At 43.9% G+C, this 24453-nt stretch carries 23 protein-coding genes; 14 read left to right on the top strand and 9 right to left on the bottom strand.

Going from position 1 to position 24453, the window contains the following annotated elements:
• The first annotated feature begins 168 nt into the window (after positions 1-168).
• The 6 genes from C5Z26_RS11125 (at position 169) to C5Z26_RS11150 (ending at position 5653) form a co-directional block, all read left to right on the top strand.
• Complete coding sequence (locus C5Z26_RS11125) at positions 169-1368, top strand: aminotransferase class I/II-fold pyridoxal phosphate-dependent enzyme (protein WP_105450015.1); 1200 nt, start codon at positions 169-171, stop codon at positions 1366-1368.
• Positions 1368-2360: a D-2-hydroxyacid dehydrogenase gene (locus C5Z26_RS11130; protein WP_105450016.1), complete on the top strand. Its 993-nt coding sequence runs from the start codon at positions 1368-1370 to the stop codon at positions 2358-2360. The genes C5Z26_RS11125 and C5Z26_RS11130 overlap by 1 nt, the downstream gene beginning before the upstream one ends.
• A 385-nt stretch (positions 2361-2745) precedes the next feature.
• The gene (locus tag C5Z26_RS11135) at positions 2746-3486 is read left to right on the top strand and encodes an amino acid ABC transporter ATP-binding protein (RefSeq protein ID WP_105450183.1); all 741 of its coding nucleotides are present in this window, start codon (positions 2746-2748) and stop codon (positions 3484-3486) included.
• Positions 3487-3506: 20 nt separating this feature from the next.
• Positions 3507-4343 carry a glutamate ABC transporter substrate-binding protein gene (locus tag C5Z26_RS11140; protein WP_105450017.1) on the top strand — a complete coding sequence of 279 codons (837 nt, stop codon included), beginning with the start codon at positions 3507-3509 and terminating at the stop codon, positions 4341-4343.
• Positions 4343-4984 (top strand): amino acid ABC transporter permease, encoded by a 642-nt coding sequence (locus C5Z26_RS11145; RefSeq protein ID WP_105450018.1) that lies wholly within the window; start codon positions 4343-4345, stop codon positions 4982-4984. Before C5Z26_RS11140 ends, C5Z26_RS11145 begins: the two co-directional genes overlap by 1 nt.
• Before the next feature lie 15 nt (positions 4985-4999).
• Positions 5000-5653, top strand: coding sequence for an amino acid ABC transporter permease (locus C5Z26_RS11150; protein WP_105450019.1), 654 nt, complete (start codon positions 5000-5002; stop codon positions 5651-5653).
• 288 nt (positions 5654-5941) lie between these two features.
• Here the strand turns inward: C5Z26_RS11150 and C5Z26_RS11155 are convergent, their stop codons facing one another.
• Positions 5942-7270 carry an APC family permease gene (locus C5Z26_RS11155; RefSeq protein WP_105450020.1) on the bottom strand — a complete coding sequence of 443 codons (1329 nt, stop codon included), beginning with the start codon at positions 7268-7270 and terminating at the stop codon, positions 5942-5944.
• A gap of 294 nt (positions 7271-7564) precedes the next feature.
• Between C5Z26_RS11155 and C5Z26_RS11160 the strand changes: the two genes are divergently transcribed.
• Positions 7565-8452, top strand: coding sequence for a TSUP family transporter (locus tag C5Z26_RS11160; protein WP_105450021.1), 888 nt, complete (start codon positions 7565-7567; stop codon positions 8450-8452).
• A gap of 103 nt (positions 8453-8555) precedes the next feature.
• On the opposite strand, the gene hflX is transcribed toward C5Z26_RS11160, so the two are convergent.
• Positions 8556-9842, bottom strand: a complete 1287-nt coding sequence (gene hflX / locus C5Z26_RS11165; protein ID WP_105450022.1) for a GTPase HflX — start codon at positions 9840-9842, stop codon at positions 8556-8558.
• Between the two features lie 90 nt (positions 9843-9932).
• Here hflX and C5Z26_RS11170 point away from each other — a divergent pair, with 90 nt between their 5' ends.
• Both C5Z26_RS11170 and C5Z26_RS11175 read left to right on the top strand, forming a co-directional pair.
• Positions 9933-10376 carry an NUDIX hydrolase gene (locus C5Z26_RS11170; protein WP_105450023.1) on the top strand — a complete coding sequence of 148 codons (444 nt, stop codon included), beginning with the start codon at positions 9933-9935 and terminating at the stop codon, positions 10374-10376.
• A gap of 133 nt (positions 10377-10509) precedes the next feature.
• Positions 10510-10824, top strand: coding sequence for a DMT family transporter (locus tag C5Z26_RS11175; RefSeq protein ID WP_105450024.1), 315 nt, complete (start codon positions 10510-10512; stop codon positions 10822-10824).
• A 354-nt stretch (positions 10825-11178) separates the two neighbouring features.
• Here the strand turns inward: C5Z26_RS11175 and C5Z26_RS11180 are convergent, their stop codons facing one another.
• The 5 genes from C5Z26_RS11180 to C5Z26_RS11200 form a co-directional block, all read right to left on the bottom strand.
• Positions 11179-11832 (bottom strand): histidine phosphatase family protein, encoded by a 654-nt coding sequence (locus C5Z26_RS11180; protein WP_105450025.1) that lies wholly within the window; start codon positions 11830-11832, stop codon positions 11179-11181.
• Positions 11833-11847: 15 nt separating this feature from the next.
• Positions 11848-12504, bottom strand: a complete 657-nt coding sequence (locus C5Z26_RS11185; protein ID WP_105450026.1) for a histidine phosphatase family protein — start codon at positions 12502-12504, stop codon at positions 11848-11850.
• A 60-nt stretch (positions 12505-12564) separates the two neighbouring features.
• Complete coding sequence (locus C5Z26_RS11190; RefSeq protein WP_105450027.1) at positions 12565-14421, bottom strand: cation:proton antiporter family protein; 1857 nt, start codon at positions 14419-14421, stop codon at positions 12565-12567.
• Between the two features lie 17 nt (positions 14422-14438).
• Positions 14439-15377 carry a GrpB family protein gene (locus C5Z26_RS11195; protein ID WP_105450028.1) on the bottom strand — a complete coding sequence of 313 codons (939 nt, stop codon included), beginning with the start codon at positions 15375-15377 and terminating at the stop codon, positions 14439-14441.
• Positions 15378-15615: 238 nt separating this feature from the next.
• Positions 15616-16257 (bottom strand): DedA family protein, encoded by a 642-nt coding sequence (locus tag C5Z26_RS11200; RefSeq protein WP_234005684.1) that lies wholly within the window; start codon positions 16255-16257, stop codon positions 15616-15618.
• Positions 16258-16480: 223 nt separating this feature from the next.
• Between C5Z26_RS11200 and helD the strand changes: the two genes are divergently transcribed.
• The 3 genes from helD (at position 16481) to guaA (ending at position 21698) form a co-directional block, all read left to right on the top strand.
• Complete coding sequence (gene helD / locus C5Z26_RS11205) at positions 16481-18793, top strand: RNA polymerase recycling motor HelD (RefSeq protein WP_105450030.1); 2313 nt, start codon at positions 16481-16483, stop codon at positions 18791-18793.
• 329 nt (positions 18794-19122) lie between these two features.
• Positions 19123-20046: a type I pantothenate kinase gene (gene coaA / locus C5Z26_RS11210; protein WP_105450184.1), complete on the top strand. Its 924-nt coding sequence runs from the start codon at positions 19123-19125 to the stop codon at positions 20044-20046.
• Between the two features lie 95 nt (positions 20047-20141).
• Entirely contained in the window at positions 20142-21698 is a 1557-nt protein-coding gene (guaA, locus tag C5Z26_RS11215) for a glutamine-hydrolyzing GMP synthase (protein WP_105450031.1), read from the top strand.
• Between the two features lie 23 nt (positions 21699-21721).
• On the opposite strand, the gene C5Z26_RS11220 is transcribed toward guaA, so the two are convergent.
• Positions 21722-22957: a site-specific integrase gene (locus tag C5Z26_RS11220; protein WP_010579438.1), complete on the bottom strand. Its 1236-nt coding sequence runs from the start codon at positions 22955-22957 to the stop codon at positions 21722-21724.
• Complete coding sequence (locus C5Z26_RS11225) at positions 22957-23205, bottom strand: DUF3173 domain-containing protein (protein ID WP_010579437.1); 249 nt, start codon at positions 23203-23205, stop codon at positions 22957-22959. The genes C5Z26_RS11220 and C5Z26_RS11225 overlap by 1 nt, the downstream gene beginning before the upstream one ends.
• Before the next feature lie 488 nt (positions 23206-23693).
• On the opposite strand from C5Z26_RS11225, the gene C5Z26_RS11230 reads away from it, so the two are divergent.
• Both C5Z26_RS11230 and arsD read left to right on the top strand, forming a co-directional pair.
• Positions 23694-24053, top strand: coding sequence for an ArsR/SmtB family transcription factor (locus tag C5Z26_RS11230; RefSeq protein ID WP_010579436.1), 360 nt, complete (start codon positions 23694-23696; stop codon positions 24051-24053).
• Positions 24040-24399, top strand: a complete 360-nt coding sequence (arsD, locus tag C5Z26_RS11235) for an arsenite efflux transporter metallochaperone ArsD (RefSeq protein ID WP_010579435.1) — start codon at positions 24040-24042, stop codon at positions 24397-24399. The genes C5Z26_RS11230 and arsD overlap by 14 nt, the downstream gene beginning before the upstream one ends.
• Positions 24400-24453: the final 54 nt, after the last annotated feature.

A 24453-nucleotide genomic window follows, 5' to 3' on the forward strand; every position in this document is an offset into this window, starting at 1 on the left:
CATGGATGATTAAAATTCCAAGGGTGGCTAAAATAAAAAACGCTTTGATTGTTTGGCGTCGCCCGGAGAATTATTTTCTCGAGGACGACGTTTTTTTGTTGGTATTGAGAGATTGGTTAATCATTCGGGAACCCCAAACCAATTAAATAGTCTAGGAGGAACCAATCTATGTCAATTGAAAGTAAAGTTTTAGTTCAACGGATGAATCATCAGCTTGATGCCATCCAACCATCTGACATCTTAGCCTTTAACGCTGAAATTGCCAATATTCCGGGAATTATTCGGCTAACCTTAGGTGAACCTGATTTTAATACGCCTGAACATGTGAAAGCAGCTGCGATTAAAAGTATTGAAGATAATGAAAGCCACTATGCCCCTTCAAATGGGACGCTAGCTTTGCGGACCGCAGCGGCTAATTTTTTGGCGGCTAAATATGATGTGCATTACGATCCAGCTGATGAGGTCATTATTACGGCCGGGGCCACCGGTGGGATTTACACGGCTTTGAGCTCAATCTTAAATCCCGGCGATGAAGTTTTAATTCCAACGCCAATTTTTCCGCTCTACATTGCGATTGCTAAGCTTAATGGGGCCGTTCCAGTTTTCATGGATACTTCTGATAATGGGTTTGTGTTATCACCAGCCCAACTTAGCGCGACTTTAGCGGCCCATCCGAAGGCCAAAGCCGTTGTCTTGAATTTCCCCTCAAATCCGACGGGGGTCACTTATCGGCAAGCAGATTTAAAGGCATTAGCGGCGGTTTTAGCGGACAAACCGGTCTTTGTGCTAGCTGACGAAATTTATAGTGAACTGACTTATGGTGCGGCGCACGTGTCCATTGCCCATTACTTACCTGAGCAGACAATTCTCCTTAATGGGGTGTCCAAGTCGCACGCCATGACCGGCTGGCGGATAGGAATTATGTGCGCCCCTAAAGTGATTACGGCTCAATTGGGAAAAATTCACCAATTCACGGTGACAACAACGACTGCTAATGCGCAAGCAGCGGCGACTGAAGCATTGAATCATGGGCGTGATGATGCCCAAGTGATGAAAGCCGAATATCAGGCGCGGCGTGATTTCTTATTAACCAGTTTGAACCAACTAGGTTTCAAATCGGCGAAGCCAGAAGGGGCTTTCTACCTCTTTAGTAAGATTCCGGCTGGTTTGCCACAAGTTAGCATGGCTTTTTGTCGAGAACTGGCGCAGGAAGCCCGGGTTGCCTTGATTCCAGGGAGTTCATTTGGCCCCGGTGGTGAAGGCTATGTGCGGATTAGCTATGCGGCTTCAATGGCGGATTTACAGACGGCGGTGCAACGAATTGGGGCATATGTTGCGAATAAAGCGAAACAAGTGGAGGACAACTAATGAAAATTTTAATGTATAGCGTACGTGATGATGAAGAAAATGCGATTAAGGCTTGGGCGACTAAAAATAAGGTTCAAGTAGATACTAATGCGTTAGAATTTCATCCAGACACGGCTCAGTTGGTGCACGGTTACGATGGCGTTGTGATCCAACAACGCAGTGCAATTGGTGGCGATGCCACATTCTATCAGCAACTTGCAGCTGCTGGATTGACCCAATTAACCAGTCGTACGGCGGGGGTTGATACAATTGATCTGCCAGCTGCAAAGGCAGCTGGTTTGACGGTGACGAATGTGCCAGCTTATTCGCCCAATTCAGTGGCTGAAATGGCAGTGACCCAAACGATGCGATTAATTCGAAATTTAGAGTTATTTGATAGTCGCATTAGTCAGCAGAACTTCCAATGGGCTGGTTTACAAGCCCGTGAGATTCGATCATTGACGGTCGGTATTATTGGCGCTGGTCGAATTGGGGGGACTGTTGCAAAGTTATTCCATGGTCTGGGCGCTAAAGTGATTGCTTATGATGTGGTTCGACATGCGGACTTAGAATCCGTTTTGACTTATGTCGATAGTAAAGAAGCGTTGTTGCAACAAGCCGACGTCGTGACGTTACATGTCGACCTCAATGCGACCTCCAAAGCTTTGATTGATGCGGCTGCGCTGAAACTAATGAAGCCGGATGCCTTTATCATCAATGCATCCCGAGGGCCCGTCATTGTGACGGCGGCATTAGTGGCCGCCTTAAAGGCTGGTGAAATTGCCGGAGCGGCGTTAGATACGGTTGAAGGTGAAGCGGCTTTATTTAACCAGAATCACCAAGGCGAAGTGTTACAAGATCCGTTAATTGCCCAATTAATGCAAATGCCTAATGTTATTTTAACGCCGCATGTTGGCTTTTATACGAATCTAGCTGTTCAAAATATGGTGGAGATTAGTCTGAACGATGTGGTGACCATTCTTAATGGTGGGCAAACTGAGCACGCTTGCTAAGCTCTCATTAGTATGTGAGGTTGATCAATTGAAAACAGTTTGATGCCGAATACTAAACGGCTCAAACTGTTTTTTTGTGCGGTTTAGCTACTTGAATTTAGACAGTCGGGTAGATGGGCTAACTCCGAATAATATTTACTGATGGCAGCAGTTTGTTCAAGTTAGTTGGTCTGATTCGGTTATTTTAACCTAAAGTTGGCTGAAAACTAGTCACTATTTTGGTGATTGCGAACAATATTTGCTTGAATTTTGACAGATTTACTAATTATGTATTAAACTATTTAAGTAGCATTAACGAAGAATAAGAATTCTTTAACTTTTTATATTAATGCAATAATCTAAACCGTCAGTTACGAGGCTGACAGAGAAAGCGATGGTGACTGCGATGTCAATGATCGAATTTCACGACGTGGAGAAGTATTATGGTGATTTTCACGCACTTAAGCATATTAATCTAACGATTGATGAAGGTGAAAAAGTTGTCTTGATCGGACCTTCTGGTTCTGGGAAGAGTACTTTAATTCGAACAGTCAATGGATTGGAACGAGTTCAATCCGGTCAGTTACTCGTTAATGGCTATGATTTAGCGGATAAGAAAACTGATATGAACAAGATTCGCAAAAATGTGGGGATGGTTTTTCAACATTTCAATCTCTATGCGAATAAAACCGTGCTCGAAAATATTATGATTGCGCCACGATTGGTCTTAAAACGGCCGGAAGCTGAAAATAAAAAATTAGCGATGGACTTATTAGACAGTGTTGGTCTAGCTGATAAGTCGAATAGTTTACCAAGTCAGCTATCCGGGGGCCAATCACAACGGATTGCGATTGCGCGTTCGTTAGCGATGAAGCCTAAATGTTTGTTATTTGATGAACCAACTTCAGCGCTTGATCCCGAAATGATTGATGATGTTTTGAATGTTATGAAGAATGTGGCGGCCGATTCAAGTATGACCATGTTAGTGGTTACGCATGAAATGGGCTTTGCCCGTGAAGTGGCCGACCGGGTTATCTTTATGGATGCTGGTGAGATTCTGGAAGATGAACGAAAAGAAAAATTCTTTGACGGTGAACCGACTAATGAACGTGCCCGTCAATTTTTGAGCAAGATTTTGACACACTAGTCAGCCGGGGAGGGACAAGCATGAAAAAGTTAAAGCGTTTCCTGGGTGTACTGGGCATGGTCGGCGTGTTAACCCTTGTTTTAACCGCTTGTGGATCACGACAAGCCCTATCAAAACAAGATGTGCTAACTAACGACAAAGCCAGTAATACCATTACATGGGGTGTGAAAGCCGATACGAAGTTATTTGGGTTAATGGACGTTAAAGATAGTCAGATTAAAGGCTTCGATGCGGACATTGCCACGGCAATTACGAAAAAGATTTTAGGCAAAAATGGGCATGCCAAATTCGTGCAGGTGACAAGCCAAACACGGATTCCATTACTTAAGAATGGGAATATTGATGCGATTATCGCTACGATGACGATTACTGCGCAACGTCAGAAACAAGTTGATTTTAGCGACTCCTACTTCGATGCTGGGCAATCATTGCTGGTTAAAAAAGGAAGTTCAATTAAATCTGTTAAGGACCTAAATCGGACTGGTGTCAAAGTTTTAGGCGTTACCGGTGCTAATTCGGTTGAAAATATTAAAAAGTTTGCGCCGAAAGCGAAGGTGTTAGAGCTTTCCGATTATGCCCAAGCGATGACTGCCCTAAAATCAGGTCAAGGGGTCGCCTTAACGACGGATAATGGGATTCTTTACGGGATGGCGTCACAAAACCCAGGCTATGAAGTGGTCGGGGGCGCCTTTACGAAGGAACCTTATGGGATTGCCATTAATAAGGGGCAAGCACCATTTAAAAAGAAAGTTAATCAAGCTTTAAAAGAAATCGAAGCTGATGGGACGTACAACCGCATCTTAAAGAAGTGGTTCGGCAATGTCGCTGGCTTTGACTATAAGGAGGCGTCGCGCTAATGCTGTATATTCTAACGCACTATTGGTCAGAGTTAATTCAAGGGCTCGGCTATACCTTATTATCAAGTATCATTGCTTTGTTTTTTAGTACGATTATTGGGACCATGTTTGCGATTTTTGAAGTGCTACCTAATCGTGCGATGCGGATTATTGGCCGGGTGTATATCGAAATTTTCCGGAATATCCCACTCTTGGTCATTGCGATGTTCTTCTATGTGATTATTCCACTGTATGTGGCTAAAATTGATGGCTTTACAGCTGGGACCATTGGCTTGACGATTTACACGTCGTCATTCATTGCGGAAACGGTGCGTGCTGGGATTTTATCCGTTGATGGTGGTCAAATGGAAGGGGCTCGTGCTAATGGGATGTCGTATTGGCAGGCCATGCGCTACATTGTGCTACCACAAGCCTTTAAGATTGTGATTCCACCACTTGGTAACCAATTCATTAACTTAGTGAAGAACTCGTCCGTACTGGCGTTCGTGGCTGGTTTTGATTTAATGTATCAAGGTAATTCGATTGCGTCGTTATCGTTAGATACGATTAATAGTTACGTCGTCGTCGGGGTCTTTTACTTAATTATTACGTTACCATTGAGCTATTACATGCGGCACTTAGAAAAACGGTTAGCAAACTAAAGGAGGCGGCTAATTATGCAAAATTTTATTCAAGCTTATTCTTGGGTTAACCTGCGTTTCTTACTCGAAGGCCTCTGGGTAACTGTTGAAGTGTCGTTAATCTCAATCGTTGCCAGTTTTATTATCGGGTCAGTTTTGGGTGTGTTACGTTACGTTAAAATTAAATATTTATCTGCGGTCGTGGGTTTTGTTGTCGATATTGTACGGAATCTACCATTGATTTTGATCATTTTCTTCACCTACTTCGGCCTGCCACATTTAGGCTTTAAACCAGGGATCATTTTTGCAGCGGTCCTTGCCATGACAATTTTTGAATCAGCGATGTTAGCGGAAATTATCCGTTCAGGCATTTTGGCGGTTGATTATGGTCAGATGGAAGGGGCCCGGGCAAATGGGATGACTTATGTGCAAGCCCTTTGGCACGTGGTCTTCCCGCAAGCGATTAAGAAGACGATTCCAACGATTGTTAGTCAGTTTATCTCTTTGATTAAGGATACGTCATTGGCAACCATCATTGTGTTACCAGAACTTCTGAATCATGCACAAATTATCTACGGTCAAAATTCAGCGTACATTATTCCGATGTTCATTATGATTGCGTTGATGTATTTCATCATTTGTTACGCGTTATCCGTGTTGTCACGGGTGTTGGATAAAAAATTAGCATAAGTGGAGTGCTCGCAATGCCGGTAAGCTACTGAGCATAGCCTAGCTAGTCATTTGATGCGGGCTTAGCATCGGATGACTAGCGTAGCTAAGCGGAAGTAGTTGGCATTGCGAACACGTTACGGCAATAAAGGTGGATTTGAGCTTAGCTAGTCATTTGATGCGGGTTTAGCATCAGGTGACTAGCGTAGCTAAGCGGAAGTAGTTGGCATTGCGAGCACGTGGCTAATTTACTTATGGAAAATCAAAAAATGAGCTTGGAGGCAAAAGCCTCCAAGCTCATTTTTGATTTTAAAGGGTCGTTTGCCGACGTTGGTAGTAATAGACGGGCAGGCCTAGCGCAACGATTAACAACGATAGTAAGACGCCAGGTAAGTCAGACCCAATCTCACTGACAATGACGAAGAGTGCCCCTAAAATGGCAATCAATGGCGTCAGTGGAAACCAAGGCGTGGAGAAAGGCCGCGGTTGTCCTGCTTGACGATGACGCAGCAAGAAGACCCCGATGAAAGTTGCCACATAGAAGCAATAGACGGTGAAAATACACAGGTCTGATAACCGATCGGGATTAAAGAAGAGAATCAGGATGCTGGCATAAGCCAAAATAACGGCTGTGGCGATAATTGGTTCGTGTGACTTTGGATTTAAGTAACGAAGCTGTTTGGAGAATGGAAGTTGGTGACGGTCAGCCATGGCGTAGACGATTCGTGGAAAGGTCATGATTTTGCCATTCAGACAGCCAACCATGGACACGATAATTCCGATATTCAGTAATCGACCACCGATTGTGCCAAAGGCAGCCTGGGCAAAGTATAGGGTGGTTTGTTGGCCGAGTTTGTGAATGGTTTCGGCGGGGACGAAGTGTAAAATCCCGTAGGTGACTAGCGTATAAGCGACCAAGACTAGTGAGATACCTAAGATGATGGCCCGGGGTAGCATTTTTTGCGGTTCTTTGATTTCGCCGCCCAAATTTGCGACTAAGATCCAACCATCATAGGCGAATAAAGTAGCTAAAACGGCGACACCAAAAGTGCCATTACTTTGACTGACCGATTGTAAAGTTTGCCCAAAAGCGGCTTGATTACCGAAGAACAACCCAAAGATAATGATGGCGATAATGGGTAAGAGCTTGCCCAAGGTTGTCACCATCTGAAAGGCCGCACCCCAGCGATTTTCAAACATATTTAAAATTCCGATTAAGACGATGACGCCAATTGAAAGTGGCGCTTGCCATTGGCTGGATAAATTGAAAAAGCCAACGAGTAAAATACCAAGATAAGCCCCAATGGAAGCAATAATTGCCGGCCCATAGATGACGACTTGCATCCAGCCGGATAAGAAGCCCCACAGCTTACCATAGATGGCTTCCATATAGACGTAAAGACCGCCTGTATGAGGCATTTGTGCCCCAACTTCAGCAATCGTTAGGCCAGCGGTTAACGTGATGAGGCCACCTAGTAGCCAAGCTAACAAGGCATTAGTAGTGGAGCCAGCACTGTCTAGAACGGATGACTGTTTGAAAAAAATCCCGGAACCAATAACGGTCCCGACAACTAAGGATAATGCGGACCAAAAGCCTAACGAACGGTTAAGCTTGGTCTTAGAGTTAGCAGCTTGCATGAAATGATAGCCTCGCTTTCGTTGAACAACCGGTGTAATTGAATGCATTTAGCATACCAAAAAAAAGTGATTATCGCAATTGGAAAAATGACGAATTTGCCCTTTTTTAGCCTTAATCACGAACTTATTAACTGATTGAAAGAATAAAAGTTCGACAAAATCACTTTTTGATATTTAGATAGCACTAAAATGTTCGCTTTTTATAATTATCCTAATGGCTGACGGCGACTGGCGATTTTGGCAGGGCTGATGAAGTCGAGTATAATGCTAGCATATGAGAGCGAGGAACGCAGAATGGTTATTGCAATTGTGACGATCCTGACACTGACCAGTGTTGGGTTATTTGGGCTGTTAGTCGTAACGGCTCATCGGCGCCAGGTGAAGTTAAGTGGTCGTGAATTTGGTATCGGGATAGGTATCGGAGCGGTGACTGACTTTTTGGATACGTTGGGGATTGGGAGCTTTGTGACGACGACAGCTATTTTTCAGGCGACTCATTATCTAAAAGATGAACGCAAGTTACCGGGGACCCTGAATACGGGACATGCCATTCCAACAGCCGTTGAGGCGCTGTTCTTCGTAACGACAGTTAAGGTTGAGGCTTGGACCTTAATCAGTCTGGTCTTAGCCGCCGCGATTGGTGCGGTACTAGGAAGTGAAGTAATGGTCAAGCTCAATCAACGCCGAATTCAGCTCATCATGGCGGGGGCCTTGGTCGTGACGGCAATCTTGATGGCGGCTAAGTTAGCCGGGTGGATTAGTCTCTTGGGGATTGCCAATCATGCGACTAGTTTACGTGGCTGGCCATTGGCAATTGGGATTGTTGGTAATTTTATTTTGGGATTATTGATGTCTGCTGGGGTTGGTCTATACGCCCCTTGCATGGTGATGGTGTATTTTCTAGGTTTGACGCCGATTGCTGCTTTTCCGATTATGATGTTGTCATGTGCGTTGCTCATGCCGAGTTCAGCCTTGAACTTTATTCGCCGTGACCGCGTGGATTATCGGGGCTTGTTTGGGATTATTTTGGGCGGCATTATCGGCGTTGTTTTAGCTGCAACTGTCGTTAAATCATTATCACTGACAGCTATTAGCTGGCTGATTGTGTGTGTGAGTCTTTGGACGGCGCAGTCATTATGGCGGGCGGTGGTTCGAACCCGTAGTGGGATGTCAACGAATTAAGGTTAAGCTAAAAGGCGGCTGTGACACAACTAGCCTTTGAAAAGTGAAAATGGACGTCCAACCGGGTTTTGGTTGGACGTCCATTTTTGATTGTATCGCTAGCTTAGGCTGGTGTGACTTCGTAATGTGCATACCGTTGGGCGTCAACTGGCGTTAATTCTACCGTCAATTGCGTCCCATCAGCTAAATAATCTGTCTTTAAAATGTTGGCGTGGTCATTCAAGTAGGCCACGACTTCACCGTCATTAAATGGAATCAGTAAAGTTTTGGTGACAAAGTTCTTGAAAACTTGCGCCTTGATAATCTGGGTCAAAAGTTGTAGCGATTTTTCATCCTTGGCCGCATAGATGAGTTGATCATCTTGCTGCGTGGGATAGGTCGCTTCGGTTAAGTCGGCTTTATTATAGGCATAAATCATTGGGACGTCATGCACGCCAATCGCCTTTAAGGTCGCTTCTGTGGTAGCCATCATTTCCTTGTAATGTGGATCCGAATAGTCGATTACTTGAATCAGTAAGTCGGCATTGGCGGCTTCTGACAAGGTTGACCGGAACGCATTAATTAAGTTATGTGGCAAGTTGCTAACAAAACCAACAGTATCACTTAAAAGCAACTGTTTGTTATCTGGAAAAGTTAACTGGCGAATACTGGTATCCAAGGTGGCAAATAGCATGTCTTTTTCAAAGACTTGCTTGTCATCACCTTTACCAAATAACCGGACCAAACCGTTCATGGTCGTTGACTTACCAGCATTGGTATAGCCAACTAAAGCGACGTTCGGCAGATTGGCCTTATCCCGTTGAGACCGGCGAACTTCTTCGTCCTTGTTCAATTCCTTTAGTTCATGCTTAGCATGGCTAATACGGTCTTGAATCGTCCGGCGATTTAATTCCAGTTGGGTTTCACCAGAACCACGGTTGGTATAGCCACCGCCACCACCAGCAGCGGCCCCGGCCTGTTGGTCAAGTCGGTTGGCAATACTGGTTCGTAAGCGCGGCAATTGATATTGGAGTTGGGCGATTTTTACTTGGAGCTGAGCTTCTTTACTACGAGCTCGATTCCCGAAAATCTCTAAAATAAGACCAGTCCGGTCGATGATTTGGAGCCCGGTTTCAGTTTCTAAGTTACGAACCTGACTAGGGGTTAAATCAGCGTTGACGACCATGACGTTTAATTCCTTGGCTTCAGCGATTTCTTTGATTTCAACCACTTTACCTTTACCGAAATAGGTTGCGCGGTTCGGTTTTTCTAAATTCTGATCGATGCGTAAAGCAGTCTGCATATTGTTTGCTTCAACTAAGGCTTCCAACTCAGACATCGCATAGTCATAATTGGTCATGGTTTTACCCATGCCGGCAATAATGACGGGTTGTACGATTGGTTCGGACATTCAATCACACTCCTGACGTGTTATAGTTACATCAAGTATAACATGCCTAATCAAAATATTAGCGATTAGCGAATTAGGGAAGTGATAAGTTTGGGGTATGTGTTAGATTTACGGCAAAAGGTGGGGCATCGGCCATTAGTCGTGGTCGGTGCCGCCATCATGGCGCAAAATGTAGCGGGACAATTGTTACTGGTACATCGTACAGATAATCAGTGTTGGGGATTGCCGGCTGGCTCGACCGAACCGGGGGAAGCAGTCACGACGACTGCTCGCCGTGAATTACAAGAAGAAACTGGGCTCACCGTTGAGACATTAACGTTAATGACGGTTTTTAGCGGGCCAAAAATGCACTACGTCTATCCGAATGGCGATGTGATTGATAGTGTCACGGTCTTATATCGTGGGCTGGTGACGGATGGAAAATTAATAACGCAACCCAATGAAACGGATGCGGCCACTTTTTTTGCTCCGACGGCATTACCGGCACCACTAACCCCGTTAACCGCTTGGATGTTACAGAATCTACCGGATTGACTGTGTTAATTAAATTTGCTATATTAAAAGGACTAATTAAACAGAACTGTCACCGGACAGCGTCGAACTAACTTCCTTAGGTCATTGCGGAGGTTAGGCGGCGCTGTCTTTTTAGTTGAGGAGGAAATTTAGAATGACTTGGATTTATTTAATCATTGCTGGTATTTTTGAAGTTGTGTGGGCGACGATGATGAAGTTAAGTGACGGGTTTAGTCAAATTGGCTATGCCGTTGCGACGATTATTGGGATGATTTTAAGTTTCGGCTTTTTAGCGCTAGCCACGAAACACTTACCGTTGAGTATTGCGTATCCAATCTGGACGGGGATTGGCGCAGTTGGCGCAATTCTGGTTGGCGTCGTCATATTTAAAGATCAGATTGCACCGCTAACATGGGTGTTTATTGCCATGTTGGTGATTGGAATTGTCGGGATTAAGGTTACTAGTTAAGAGTGTCAGCAAAGCCGGTTAGCCACCGAGCATAGCCTAGCTGGTGATTTGATGCGGGTTTAGCATCAGATGACTAGCGTAGCTAAGCGGAGGTTGCTGGCTTTGCTGGCACGTTTCGAATAGACAAGGGGATCCGGTTAGCCACCGAGCATAGCCTAGCTAGTGATTTGATGCAGGTTTAGCATCAGATGACTAGCGTAGCTAAGCGGAGGTTGCTGGCTTTGCTGGCACGTTTCGACGATATTGATACAAAAAACAGCCACTACCAGAAGTGTCAAAACTTCTGGTAGTGGCTGTTTGGCAGCAATCATTGAGCGGGGGACGAAATGTCGTCCCAACTTTTTGGCAACTTGCTTAAATTAAGTCTTCAGCGTAGTTGACCACGTGAATCTGGTCACCCTCCACGTCTAGGCGAGTGACGCTCCCATTTTTAGGACCAGTTGTGATATCCATATCAGGGGCAAAATGAGCCACAATGCTACGAATTGTCGTGCCATGTGAGACTAACAAGATTTTTTCATGATGATCATGATGGGCTTTTAGATAATCAAAGCCTTGGTTGACCCGCGCCCAATAGCGAGCTTCGTCTTCGGCTTCGTGAAAGGGATCGATTGTCCGCATTAAGTCGCGGGTTTTGTCGATTGGCAGGTAAGCCAATAGTTCATGTAAACTAGTGACGCCATAGTCTTTGCCGACGAGTGACCACGTCCGACTAGAATCATCGCCTTCAAAATAGCCATAAAAGACTTCGCGAAAATTGGCGAGGGTGGTGACGGTCGGCTGCTTTGTTGGTGCGGCGGCCATGATTAAGTTAGCAGTATCAATTGCGCGTTTAGAGTCACTGGCGTAATAATGGGCAAAATTAACAGGTGCTAAAGCCTGGCCAACTTGGGTCGCCATCGCTTGGCCGCGTTCGGTTAAAGGCGAATCCGACCAACCTTGCATCCGATTGAATACATTAAAATAAGTCTGGCCGTGGCGCACCAAATAAATCGAAAATTGTGACATTACACTACTCCTTCGTTAGTTGAGCTGGTCCTTTTTTCCAAAGTAATCAACGTGAATCGTATCATCGCTAATGGTGAATTTCGTGACACTACCGTTTTGAGGGCGATCTGGTGAGGTTAGGTGTCCATATTTAGCGGCCATGCTAAAGATGGTATTACCGTGGCTAACTAATAACACCTGATCGCCGTCATGGTGGGTGGCCCGTAGTCGGGCAATGCCACCGTTAACGCGGGTCCAAAACTCGGCGTTATCTTCAGCTTGGTGGAAAGGATCAGCCGCCTTAGCGAAGTCCTTGGCTTTTTCAATGCCATACTTCTCAATAATTGCAGATAGGGTCGGTGCTTGATGGGGCGCACCAATCATGTACCAGGTCTGCGAAGTATCATCACCTTCAAAGTAACCGTAGAAGGCTTCGCGAAAAGCTGGCATCGGGGTAACGGCAAGTGAAGCATTACCGCTACTAGGCAAAATTAAGTTGGCGGTTGTCATGGCACGTGACATGTCACTGGCGTAAGCCGCATCAAAATGAATACCCGCTAATAATTGACCGGCTTTTTTAGCATCAGCCTCACCAACGGCTGTTAGTGGCGAATCACACCAGCCTTGCATACGGCGATATTTATTAAAGTAAGTTTGACCGTGACGAATCATATAAACAGAAAAAGTAGACATGTCTAAACTCCTCAATCCTCATTTTTCGGGCTAAAAGCCCCGTTAGTTCATTCTAGCATATTAGTTGACAGTCGCTAAGGCTTGTCGGATAAGTGGCGCCGCTTGCTTGCTCCCCGTAAAGATTAACCGATCCCCATACTGAATTGTGGTACTACCATTGGGCACGATGACGCGGCGATTGCGGATCACCTGACTAATGGTAATATCTTTAGCAAATTGGAGATTCTTAATCTGAACATTGGTGTATAAGCGGTTGGCGACACGGACTTCGTAAATACTATTCTCAGTATCGCGTAACATCAACAAGGTCGATGGTGATTCGATGAGTGACCGGAGTAATGTAATGTTAGCTTCCGGGGTGTTGTAAACTTCAACGCCCAAGTCGCGTAGTTCGTCTTCATGTTCATTCAATACGTTACGGTCTTCAAAGCGAACGATAATCCGGCGAACACCATACGTATTAGCTGCTTTGGCCAACTCATAGTTCCGTTCGGCATCAATATGACCGAGCACTAAAATGTCGGTATCAAAGACGCCTTGCGCTTCAAGTTCTTCGGCGGTAAAGTTCTCCAGCAGTTGAACGGGGGCTTGGGCATGATAGGTCTTGTAATTTTGCGGATGATTGGTAAACATTTGTACATCGTACCAGCCTTTACGTAATTGTTGGGCGACCGGCACGGTACTGAGATTGGCACCGATAAAATGGACCGATGTCTTGACCAAATCTTCTTTTTCAGCGGAATAAAATTTATTAAAAATTAATGGTGAGACGACACAAGTTAATAGGGCGGCCAACAGGAATGCCCCGGATTGGTCGGTCGTAATCGTCTTCATTGACTTGGCAACCCGTAAAATAGCTAAGACCATTGTCATGGTGGTGGCAGTTAGTGCGGTTCCGGCCAAGGCATTGGCTTGTTTGAAGCGTAGTTTTAGGACCCAGTAACCACCGAGCTTCGCAATCATATAGGCGAAGAAAAACAATGGAATCAGCAGTAGCGTCTTCCCACTCGTTAGTAAAGTACGCAAATTTAGGTCGACACCCGTGGAAATAAAGAAGATCGGAATAAAAAAGCCATAACCAATCGAGTCAAGTCGTTCGCGAGTACTTTCATTTGGTTGCAGTAATTTAAGGACAATCCCGGCGACGAAAGCGCCTAAAATATTTTCAGCGCCCACAGATTCCGCAACGGTGACCATGGTGACGATTAAGAAAAAGGCCAGCCGGATATCCAATTGAGTGGTTGATTTATTGATATTTTGATAAAAATGGAAAAAAGGTTTAAACCGCAAAAGTAAAACTGCGGCGACGGCTAAAATTAATAATAAGAGCCATAAACTTTGAGAATTACTCCCAAAAATAGAGGCGTACAAAGTCAGGCCCATCATCGGGATCAATTCCCCAAAGACAGAAATTAGGAGGATTGTTTGCCCGAAGGCTTTACTGAGCAGTTCCTTTTCTTTGAGCGCTGCAATGACGATGCCTAAAGAAATCGTGGCAAATAAAATTGTCGCTAGCCCAAAATCGCTGAACAAGCCGGTGACTTTGAAAGTGGCTGCTAGTAATAATGATAAAATCAAGACTGTACTATAGGCATAGACCGATAGCCGAACTGGGGAATACTTTGGTAAACTCCCGGCTTGTTTTTGTTCCAATGGTGTTAGTGCGGCGCGCCGTTTTTTAAATAAGCTGAAATCAATTTCGAGCCCACTTAAGAATAATAAGACAATGACGCCAATCGTGGATAATTGAGAAATTGACGTATTCATTGAGACCAGATTGAATAGGCTGGGACCGAGAATAATCCCAACAATAATTTCCATAACGGCGGTTGGCAAGCTATTGATTTTGAATTTTGCCATCACCAATGGGATGAGTAATGCGGCAAATAAAATAATGACTAATGATACTTGATCCATATTAATTCCTCAATTCATTAATAAACTTTAAGTTGATTATCTTCGAAACCCCAGAAAGCTTCATTTAAGTTGGGGTCGGTAAAGACTTTTAATAATTGGGCGATTCCAGGCGCTAACTTGGCGGTTGCCAGAGTAGTCAATGGGTGCCAACTGATGGCGCCCTCATAGGACCCAGCGAGGAGGTTGCCAGTGTAATCGGTGGTCGTGTACAGTGTCCCTAAAGACACATCACCAGCGGCATTTTCAACCCAGGTAACGGTCCCTACGAGTTTTAGGTGTGATACTGTGAGACCCGTCTCTTCACGAACCTCACGCTGCATGGCGGTGACTTGGCTTTCGCCGGGGTCAACATGTCCACCTGGTAAAGTTAACCCGGGCCATTGTGAATCGATTTTATTTTCAACAACGACTTCATGGGTGACGGGATTCATGATTAAGCACATGTTAACGAGTTCCGCCCGCACGGTGCGATCGTGATGTTCATGTGTCGCTTTTGTTAATAACCACTCGCTAGCTTTGCCGTTGATACTAGTGATAAAGAGGGATTTTGCGGCATAGTAGTCCGGTACCGCTGCAGCTTTAGTCCGCACCGCAGTATATTTACGACTATCCGTACGATGGGCGTTCAAATAATCCCGAAAATTAATCAAGCGCTGATATTGCGTGGCGTCAGTGAAAAAAATCAACTGAAAGGCCTGCCCCTGAATGGTTAGCTGATAAGTCTGGGGCTGATTAGGCACTGGTGTCGCAGCTAAAGCCTTAGTAGCGGCCGTCATGTCGGTTACCAGAAGCGCAATATCAATAATTGGTTGTGCCGGAATGGTTGGAATTGCGGTACTACCAACGTGACTGCTGGCTTTGAACCAAGGTGATAGCGATTGTTTTAATTGTTGCTGAAAATTGGTCGCCGCAGTTTGCCAACTAGGTCGGTAAGCGACGAATTGCCTCGTTTGCATGCGTGCAACACCTCCAAAATATTATAATCCTATGAAAGGATACACTTTTTGTAAATATTTTGAAAGGATTTACCTAGGGTATAGCTTGAGTCACACTGTAAAAATTTAATACTGAAGTTGGATGGAGAATAAAAAAAGTTGCTGCAAGAATTGACAACATCTTGCAACAACTGTCTGGCATCAATCATCAAATGGATTGAAATACGTTCTGAAAGTTAAGGTTTATTTTCTAATTAAGTTAGATGGATGCGCGTCGTCGCAGGGTTTTGAATAAGGTAATCCCAATCGCTGGAATTAAAGCACAAGCGAGAATTCCTAAGAAGAATAGTGATAGATGCGCCTGCACAAAGCTGATGGAACCAAAGAAATAACCTAGTGAACAGCCAACGGTTACCCACAGGCCAACACCGACTAGATTCCAAATGGCGAACGCTTTTTTAGGCATTTTAGCCGAACCAGCCATTAGTGGGACGAACGTGCGAATTAAAGGAACGAACCGGCCTAACATAACGGCGCGGGACCCATACTTCGCAAAGAATGTTTGGGCTAGTCGTTGTTTGTCAGCTGGCAAATGGCGTTGTAGCCACGGCCATTGAATGAGATGATGACCGATTTCAAAATTAACTGTATCACCGATTACCGCTGCAAAGAAGAAGACTGGTACTAAAATTTGAATGTTTAAAGTGGTGTGGGTCGCAGCCATCGTACTGGCTAAAAAGATTAACGATTCGCCGGGTAAAAATGGAAAGACCACCATCCCAGTTTCTAGGAAGATGACCGCAAATAGCGTGATATAACTCCAGTTGCCCAACGTGACTAATAGGGGACCGATGAATTGTTCTAAATGGGTTAAAATCTCGATTAGATTGGTCAAAGGCATCACCTCCAATAAAGTTATATCTATTTTAGTCGCTTCAAAGATGAAATGCTAGTGTAAGCGTTAACACTTTGGCTAATTTAACTGAATCATAACTTCGATAATGGAATGTTTATACTTTAACCACATTAATTGTGGAAATTCAGGCAACTGGTGGGTTATTGATTGAGTCATGGCCGGGATAGTGCTAAACTTATTCATCGATATTTAGGAATGGAGGACTCTGATGGCAAAGTCAATTAAAGCTTCAGAACAACAGCATCTGGACCACGTTGTGGCAAAGATTCGAATCGCCGAGGACCAACAAAGTCATACCATTGAACGGTCCGAACACGATCAGGCTGATATTAAGCAAAACTTTTATAATGATGTCAATATTAAGACTGATAGTTATGAAGGCATGATGGAAACCGGGTTGTCAGTTCGGCAGCAACAACAAATGTTGGATGAGCGCCAAAATAGTTGGCAACATGCGACTAAACAGTTGTCCACGCTGAAAAAGTTAGAAAAAAATGCGTATTTTGCGCGATTGGATTTTCATGAAGCGGGTGAACCAGCCACTGAAACCATCTACATTGGCTTGAGCTCTTTTTCCGATACGCCGGATCATTTCTTGATTTATGACTGGCGGGCTCCAATTTCCAGTATTTATTACGATGGTGGTTTAGGACAAGTTACTTACCAAACACCGGATGGGTTACAGCAAGTTGATGTGCAATTAAAACGCCAATTAATGGTGGCTGATGGTCAGATTGTCACTGTCTATGATACGGAAGAAGCCGTGGGAGATTCGATGCTCCTTGAAGTGTTGGATGAAAAATCTGATGTTAAGATGAAGAGCATCGTCACGACGATTCAAAAAGAACAAAATACGATTATTCGTGATACGAGTTCCGATTTACTCTTCGTGCAAGGGGCGGCCGGTTCTGGGAAAACTTCATCCGTGCTGCAACGAGTGGCTTACTTGCTTTATCGGTATCGTGGCAAGCTGAATGCGGGCCAAGTTATTTTGTTTTCACCAAATCAATTATTTAATGATTATATCAATCAGGTGTTGCCAGAATTAGGCGAACAAAACATGGTCCAGATGACATATTATCAGTACGCGTCATATCGATTACCACAGATGCAAGTCGAAACATTACAACAACGATTTGAAACTGAAAATACGGCGACGATGGCTAAAATCACTAAATTAGAAGGTAGCTTAGCCTTCTTTAAAGCGGTGACTACCTATGGCCGTCATTTGGAACGTGCCGATATGCGGTTCCGGAATATCACATTGAATGACGACGTGATTATTCCACGGGCTAAAATCAAAGAAATTTATTATTCATTTAATGAAAACTATCATTTAGGGAATCGGTTATCAGCGACTAAGGAAGCACTCATTAAGATTTTGAATCGAAAAGTTCAATCTGAAATGCGGACCAAATGGGTTGAAGAAACGGTTCAAGATTTGTCGCGTGAAGAACAAAATGAATTATATGGCAATCAACCACGAGAATTTAAAAACGGGGATGAAGAGTTTAACTTTTTAGCCCGTAAGATTGTCATGCAACGGTTGGGACAAGCACGTACGCAAATCGTCCGTAACCGATTTTTAAGTATTAACATGCAATATGCCCACTTTTTGCGGCAAGTTCCTGAAATCTTAGATCTGACCCAATATGACATCACCCCTGCCGAATGGGAGGCTGCGGTGGTTCGTAAGCTGGCTGAAGTTAAAGAACGGCATATCTCGTTGACGACTGTTTCGGCGTATATGTACTTGCATGATTTAATGACTGGAAAAAAAGGGCAACGGGATATTCGGTTTGTCTTTTTAGATGAAATTCAAGATTACAATGCGTTTCAGTTGGCGTTCTTGCAATTTAGTTTTCCACAGGCTCGGTTTACCATGCTCGGTGATTTGAATCAGGCTATCTTTACTAAGGAAAATAGCCATACCTTGATTGGCGAGTTGGAAACGTTGTTCGATCCAGAAAAAACGCGAGTCGTTCAATTAACGAAGTCGTATCGGTCGACGCAACAAATCACTGATTTCACGAAAGAAATCTTAGTGAACGGGGAAGCTGTCACGGCCTTTGATCGCCAAGGTGACTTGCCTAATCTAGCGGTTACTGCAAACTTTGAGCAAGCAGTTGATCAAGTTGTGCAACAACTGGCCGCTAACGAGTCCGATCGGGATACAACGGCTATTATTGGGAAAACGCTGGCGGAATGTGAACAACTCACCACGGCCTTAAAGGCGCGCGGTGAGCATGTGACGTTAATTCGCACCGAAAATCAACGACTGGCGCCGGGCGTCATTGTAGTGCCATCGTTCTTAGCTAAGGGCTTGGAATTTGATGCGGTCATTGTGTGGAATGTGAATGCTGAAAACTATCAACGTGAAGATGAACGACAGTTGCTGTATACGATTTGTTCACGGGCCATGCATGAATTGACGATTGTCGCAATTGGGGCGCTTTCACCACTGTTAGCACGCGTGGATGCGCAACTTTATACGATGGCTGCCATTAAAGTGGAAAAATAACTGTTGTTTTCTGAAAATTAGTATTATCGACTTCAAATAAATTTGTGTGTATTAATAGATCGACACGGTGACCATTGAACGGCCACTGTGCCGATTTTTTAGTTTGAGTGATTTAAGCTAAGGTTAACGTTGGAACCGACCAGTTTTCTGGGAGTTCAGTGGTCGCTTTGCTACTAAGTGGTCGTGTCACGGCACCATTGCCCGGATTGTTGCGACCTTTTATTGCACAACCATTGGCTCGTCGAGAGTTAACGTCAGTTGCGACTGATTTTTAAAAGGAATTTATGCTATAATCAACCCATTAATTTAGTAATGGTGGCCGACAGATGATGGAAGAACAATTGAATTATTACCGCTTCTCACGGGCGCAATGGCAACAATTTTATCGGGATGGTCATGTGCCCCTCACAGCGGAAAATTTACACGAAATTAAAGCGTTTAATGATCAAATTAGTTTACAAGACGTGCAAGAGATTTACTTGCCGGTGGCCCATTTATTGCAGGCCAAGTTCGAGCATTATTTATCCTGGCGTGAGACGGAGTCCGTCTTTTTGCACCGGCAAAATAAACAATCACCGTTCATTATTGGCGTTTCTGGGAGTGTGGCTGTGGGTAAGACGACCACTGCACGGCTGTTAGAAATTCTATTTAAATATTTATATCCGGATCGACGGACGCAATTGATTACGACGGATGGTTTTTTATATCCGAATGCTGAGTTGAAACAAAAACAGTTAATGGAACGCAAAGGGTTTCCGGAGAGCTATGATATGCCACGGCTGATTCAGTTTTTAAATGACGTCAAAAGTGGGCAACCATTGGCGAAATCGCCGGTATATTCGCATCAGACTTATGATATTGTGCCGAATCGCTACCATGTGATAACGCACCCTGATATTTTGATTGTCGAAGGAATCAATGTGTTACAGTTGCCGACTAATCAGCATATTTATATTAGTGATTTCACTGATTTTTCGGTGTATGTGGATGCGGATGCCGATTTAGTGGAGACCTGGTACTTAGATCGGTTTGAGGCCTTAATGAAAACTGCTTTTCAAGATCCTAAAAATTATTTCTATCCGTGGGCGATTGGTAGTCATGCAGACGCAATGGCCATGGCGAAACGTGTTTGGCGAGATGTGGATCTGAAAAACTTGAATGATTATATCCTCCCAACTCGGAATCGTGCGGATTTGATTTTACACAAGGTCGCTCAGCATCGGATTGATACGATCTACTTTAGGAAGTATTAAACTGATTAAGAAATTTCTCATAGTTATTGACCGAACGTTTAGAAATCAGTATGATAGAGCTATTGAACAACAATTAATCCAAAGGAGTGAACAACTTGGCAAAAACGGACACCGCGTCATTCGACTCAATTTTAGTGTTGGATTTTGGGAGTCAATATAATCAATTGATTACCCGGCGCATTCGTGATTTCGGCGTTTATTCGGAACTATTACCGAATACAATTACTGCCGACGAAATCAAAGCCCGCCACCCGAAGGGGATTGTCTTTTCCGGTGGCCCCAATAGTGTTTACGATGATGGCGCCTTTCGGGTTGATCCTGAAATCTTTAAGTTGGGCATTCCAATTTTAGGGATTTGTTATGGGATGCAACTGATGACTTACTCACTGGCTGGTGGGAAAGTCGAATCAGCTAACAACCGTGAATATGGGAAAGCTAATATCACCGTCACTAGTGATAACGCAACTTTATTTAAAGCTACGCCAACTGAACAATCTGTCTGGATGAGCCATGGTGACTTAGTGACGCAAGCACCAGATGGATTTGAGGTAGTTGCCACTTCGAAGAACTGTCCAATTGCGGCGATTCAAAATGTTGACCAGAAGATGTATGGCATTCAATTCCATGCGGAAGTTCGGAATACGGACTATGGGAACGACATTTTGCGTCACTTTACGTTTGACGTTTGTGAAGCAACGGCGAACTGGTCAATGGACGATTTCATCGATATGCAGATTGACAAGATTCGCGCCCAAGTTGGCGATAAGAAAGTTTTACTCGGTTTATCTGGTGGCGTGGACTCCAGTGTCGTGGGTGTCTTATTGCATAAAGCCATCGGGACCCAGTTAACGAGTATTTTCGTGGATCATGGCTTATTGCGTAAGGGTGAAGCTGACCAAGTTATGGCGAGTTTGGAAGGTAAATTTGGCTTAAACATCATCAAAGTGGATGCCAAAGACCGTTTCATGAGCAAGCTAGCAGGTGTTAGTGATCCTGAAAAGAAACGTAAGATTATTGGTAATGAATTTATCCAAGTCTTTGATGAAGAAGCTACGAAGTTAAATGGGATGGAATTCTTAGCGCAAGGGACGTTGTACACGGATGTCATTGAAAGTGGCACGTCAACGGCACAAACGATTAAGTCGCATCATAACGTCGGTGGTTTACCAGACGACATGCAATTTAAGTTGATCGAACCTTTACGGACTTTGTTTAAAGACGAAGCACGTGAATTGGGCGAAAAGCTAGGGATGCCTTCTGCATTAGTTTGGCGCCAACCATTCCCAGGTCCTGGTTTGGGGATTCGGGTGATTGGTGAAATTACTGAAGCTAAGCTTGAAATCGTACGTGATAGTGATTACATTCTCCGTGATGAAATCAAGAAAGCCGGCTTAGATCGAGAAATCTGGCAATACTTTACTGTGTTACCAGGGATTAAGAGCGTCGGTGTCATGGGTGATGGTCGGACCTACGACTATACAGTCGGTATTCGGGCGGTAACCTCGATTGATGGGATGACTGCGGACTTTGCCCGCATTCCTTGGGATATCTTACAGAAGATTTCGGTGCGTATCGTCAATGAAGTCGATCACGTGAACCGCATCGTGTATGATGTGACGAGTAAGCCACCTTCGACAATTGAGTGGGAATAGTAGAAGCTAAGATATAAATACCGTTATACCGGCGTTTCTTGACTCTTTTCTTCTGTATTTCCCGTTGCTGGCACCGAAATGGCACCAGTAATGTGTTTCTTGCCCGTAAACTGATTACGAGTGGGGACAACGACTGAATGATCCGCCGGAGTGAAATCAACTAGACCATTAAGGTGTTGTGCTGTCTCAAAGTTACTATTTGGATATAGATGTCCATAAGTTCCTAAAGTTGTTTGAATGTCTTCATGTCCCAAACGTTCCTTAATAATTAATGGGTTTTCCCCAATACTAATTAACAAGGAAGCATGAGAATGTCGAAGCGCGTGGACACGAATTCGATGAACATTCGCGGCCTTAGAATAGACGTTGATTACTTGAGACAGTGATCCGCGAGTAGTTGGCACACCATTGTATGAAAGCACAAAATCTGTTTTAACTTCAGACGCTTGAATCTCTTTCCACTCGGAGAGATATTCAAGTGTCTTTTTGTCTAACGGAACTGTCCGAGCACTGGCGCGAGTTTTGGGTGAAGTAAATTCATAGTTAAACGCATTTAAATAATAAAGTGTTTTGTTGATCCGGATCGTACCGGCTTTAAAATCAACGTCTTCCCACTGAAGAGCGGTTGCTTCACCGATGCGGGCACCGGTCATAAATAGAAGCCAAATTGTGGTGAAATTGAAACGCTGATAGTAGTCATTAAGATCCATTAAGGAAATAACTTTCTCAAACTCGGCTTTAGTCCAGAAATCGACTTTCTTCTTTTCCTTCTTTAAATTGCCAACAATTTTTGTTGGATTCTCTTCACAGAATCCTAGTACAATTGCACGATCAAAAACCAAAGATAACAAGCATTGAACTAGGCGGGTGTATGAATTACTTACTTGACTCTTCATCATGATTTGCCATTTCTGTATGTCCACCGGCGTAATTTTGTTAATGAAATACTTGTTAAATCCTTTGAATTGCTTTCGAAAGACGCTAACGCGACTGTCAAAAGTAGCCTTTTTGACATGACCTTCATACCAAGGAATAAAGAATTGCTGGCAGAAGTCACCAAAGGTAATCTGATCTGTTGAACCTTCTTTAACCCCATTCGCCATTAAATCACGATAAGCAGTCTTTGCTTCACGCATTGTTTTAAATCCGCTACGGCGTTTTTGGACACGTTTACCAGTTCGTTCATCCACACCAATGTTGGCACGGAAATAATAGGTGCCGTCTTTTGCTTTTTTTATTACTTCGGTTGTCTTTGTCATTATGATTGCTCCTCTGACGCAGATGCACCGATTTTAGCTAACTCTGAAAGAGTTCGCGCATTGAGCGTAAGACCTAATACTTCTTCAACCGCAGTTACTGGAACGCGGCCTAGCTTTGGTGACTCGTAATATGGACAGCCTTTCTGGACCATTAACAGCTTTGCACGTCTGATAATGTCTTTAGAAGCCCAAGGTCCATATCCTAAAGCCACAAGTTCATGTTTAGTCATAGTGACAACGTGAACCATAATTAGCCTCCTTTCGCTGGAAGCTAGACCGTATATCTTAGCTTCCATATTAACAGGATTGGGGAATAAGTGCAGCTCAATTGTGTCGGAAAACTTGCTACCCAGTTCCGTCACTAACGGACATAGGAATTTCACCTCTCCTGCTTACGTGGGAGCCTCGCGGAAGTATCATTATTGACTTAACTTGTACGATCATCAGTTAAAAATCGTAATCAAAGTGTGGGAGGCGCTCGCACTTCTGGTCATGGCGTCCGCAGATCAACAGTTCAAGTAAAGTCAGAAAGTCAGGGTAGCAATATTCAGTTTTCAAAGGACTCACAGGTGTTATTGCCTGCTCACTATATACATACAGATAAAAATAGAAAATGAAACCCAAAAAGCAAACTAATCGAAAAAAGATTAGCTGAAATAATGCTTGACGTTTACATAGATATAGGTCTATATTGTAGATATAGATACGTGTCTATATTTGTGAGGGGAGAACGTCAATGGATTATCAAAATTATGTGCTAATGCTAAAAGCAATGGCTGACCCTAATCGTCTCAAAATCATTGATTTACTTTCCTGCGGTTCGCTTTGTGCCTGTGATATTTTAGAACATTTTGATTTTTCACAACCAACGTTATCGCACCACATGAAAGTTTTACAAAATGCTGGGATCGTCACGGCACGTAAAGAGGGTAAGTGGCAGCATTATACATTGCAGGCTGAATTTACGGCTAAATTTAGGCAAGGGACTGAACTACTTTTAGCCAGCAATGAAGAATGCGTTTGTCATGGTGACGATTGCATAGATCAGCAGACAAGTCATTCCAGAAAGGTTGTTATCACTAATGAAAAAAGTTGAATTATTTGAACCAGCGATGTGCTGTTCTACCGGGGTTTGTGGGCCAGCGGTCAATGAAGATCTATTAATGATCACTTCAGCGTTTGACGCGTTACAAGGTGTTTCCAGCGTTGAAGCCGACCGGTATAATCTTAGCAATAATCCAGATGTCTTTAGTCAGCGGGCCGATATTCTAGCTGCAATCAAGGATGATGCCGATGCAACATTGCCGATCACTGTTGTCGACGGCAAAATTGTTAAAACCGGCGCTTACCCAACAATTGATGAGTTATCGGAATATACTGGTTTAGTTTTCGTGCCGGCTGATCAATCAAGCGGCTGTTGTGGTGGAAGTGGCTGCTGCTAATTTTTTGGTTGAAGCAAGAAATGGCACAGCCGTTTCTTTTAAATTATATATAGA

Source organism: Lactobacillus sp. CBA3606, assembly GCF_002970935.1.
GTDB lineage: Bacteria > Bacillota > Bacilli > Lactobacillales > Lactobacillaceae > Lactiplantibacillus.

Excerpts from the sequence above, each read along its gene's own strand:
- C5Z26_RS11125 (WP_105450015.1), top strand. The coding sequence starts at position 169 with ATGTCAATTGAAAGTAAAGTTTTAGTTCAACGGATGAATCATCAGCTT.
- C5Z26_RS11130 (WP_105450016.1), top strand. The coding sequence starts at position 1,368 with ATGAAAATTTTAATGTATAGCGTACGTGATGATGAAGAAAATGCGATT.
- C5Z26_RS11135 (WP_105450183.1), top strand. The coding sequence starts at position 2,746 with ATGTCAATGATCGAATTTCACGACGTGGAGAAGTATTATGGTGATTTT.
- C5Z26_RS11140 (WP_105450017.1), top strand. The coding sequence starts at position 3,507 with ATGAAAAAGTTAAAGCGTTTCCTGGGTGTACTGGGCATGGTCGGCGTG.
- C5Z26_RS11145 (WP_105450018.1), top strand. The coding sequence starts at position 4,343 with ATGCTGTATATTCTAACGCACTATTGGTCAGAGTTAATTCAAGGGCTC.
- C5Z26_RS11150 (WP_105450019.1), top strand. The coding sequence starts at position 5,000 with ATGCAAAATTTTATTCAAGCTTATTCTTGGGTTAACCTGCGTTTCTTA.
- C5Z26_RS11155 (WP_105450020.1), bottom strand. The coding sequence starts at position 7,270 with ATGCAAGCTGCTAACTCTAAGACCAAGCTTAACCGTTCGTTAGGCTTT.
- C5Z26_RS11160 (WP_105450021.1), top strand. The coding sequence starts at position 7,565 with ATGGTTATTGCAATTGTGACGATCCTGACACTGACCAGTGTTGGGTTA.
- hflX (WP_105450022.1), bottom strand. The coding sequence starts at position 9,842 with ATGTCCGAACCAATCGTACAACCCGTCATTATTGCCGGCATGGGTAAA.
- C5Z26_RS11175 (WP_105450024.1), top strand. The coding sequence starts at position 10,510 with ATGACTTGGATTTATTTAATCATTGCTGGTATTTTTGAAGTTGTGTGG.
- C5Z26_RS11180 (WP_105450025.1), bottom strand. The coding sequence starts at position 11,832 with ATGTCACAATTTTCGATTTATTTGGTGCGCCACGGCCAGACTTATTTT.
- C5Z26_RS11185 (WP_105450026.1), bottom strand. The coding sequence starts at position 12,504 with ATGTCTACTTTTTCTGTTTATATGATTCGTCACGGTCAAACTTACTTT.
- C5Z26_RS11190 (WP_105450027.1), bottom strand. The coding sequence starts at position 14,421 with ATGGATCAAGTATCATTAGTCATTATTTTATTTGCCGCATTACTCATC.
- C5Z26_RS11195 (WP_105450028.1), bottom strand. The coding sequence starts at position 15,377 with ATGCAAACGAGGCAATTCGTCGCTTACCGACCTAGTTGGCAAACTGCG.
- C5Z26_RS11200 (WP_234005684.1), bottom strand. The coding sequence starts at position 16,257 with ATGCCTTTGACCAATCTAATCGAGATTTTAACCCATTTAGAACAATTC.
- helD (WP_105450030.1), top strand. The coding sequence starts at position 16,481 with ATGGCAAAGTCAATTAAAGCTTCAGAACAACAGCATCTGGACCACGTT.
- coaA (WP_105450184.1), top strand. The coding sequence starts at position 19,123 with ATGGAAGAACAATTGAATTATTACCGCTTCTCACGGGCGCAATGGCAA.
- C5Z26_RS11220 (WP_010579438.1), bottom strand. The coding sequence starts at position 22,957 with ATGACAAAGACAACCGAAGTAATAAAAAAAGCAAAAGACGGCACCTAT.
- C5Z26_RS11225 (WP_010579437.1), bottom strand. The coding sequence starts at position 23,205 with ATGGTTCACGTTGTCACTATGACTAAACATGAACTTGTGGCTTTAGGA.
- C5Z26_RS11230 (WP_010579436.1), top strand. The coding sequence starts at position 23,694 with ATGGATTATCAAAATTATGTGCTAATGCTAAAAGCAATGGCTGACCCT.
- arsD (WP_010579435.1), top strand. The coding sequence starts at position 24,040 with ATGAAAAAAGTTGAATTATTTGAACCAGCGATGTGCTGTTCTACCGGG.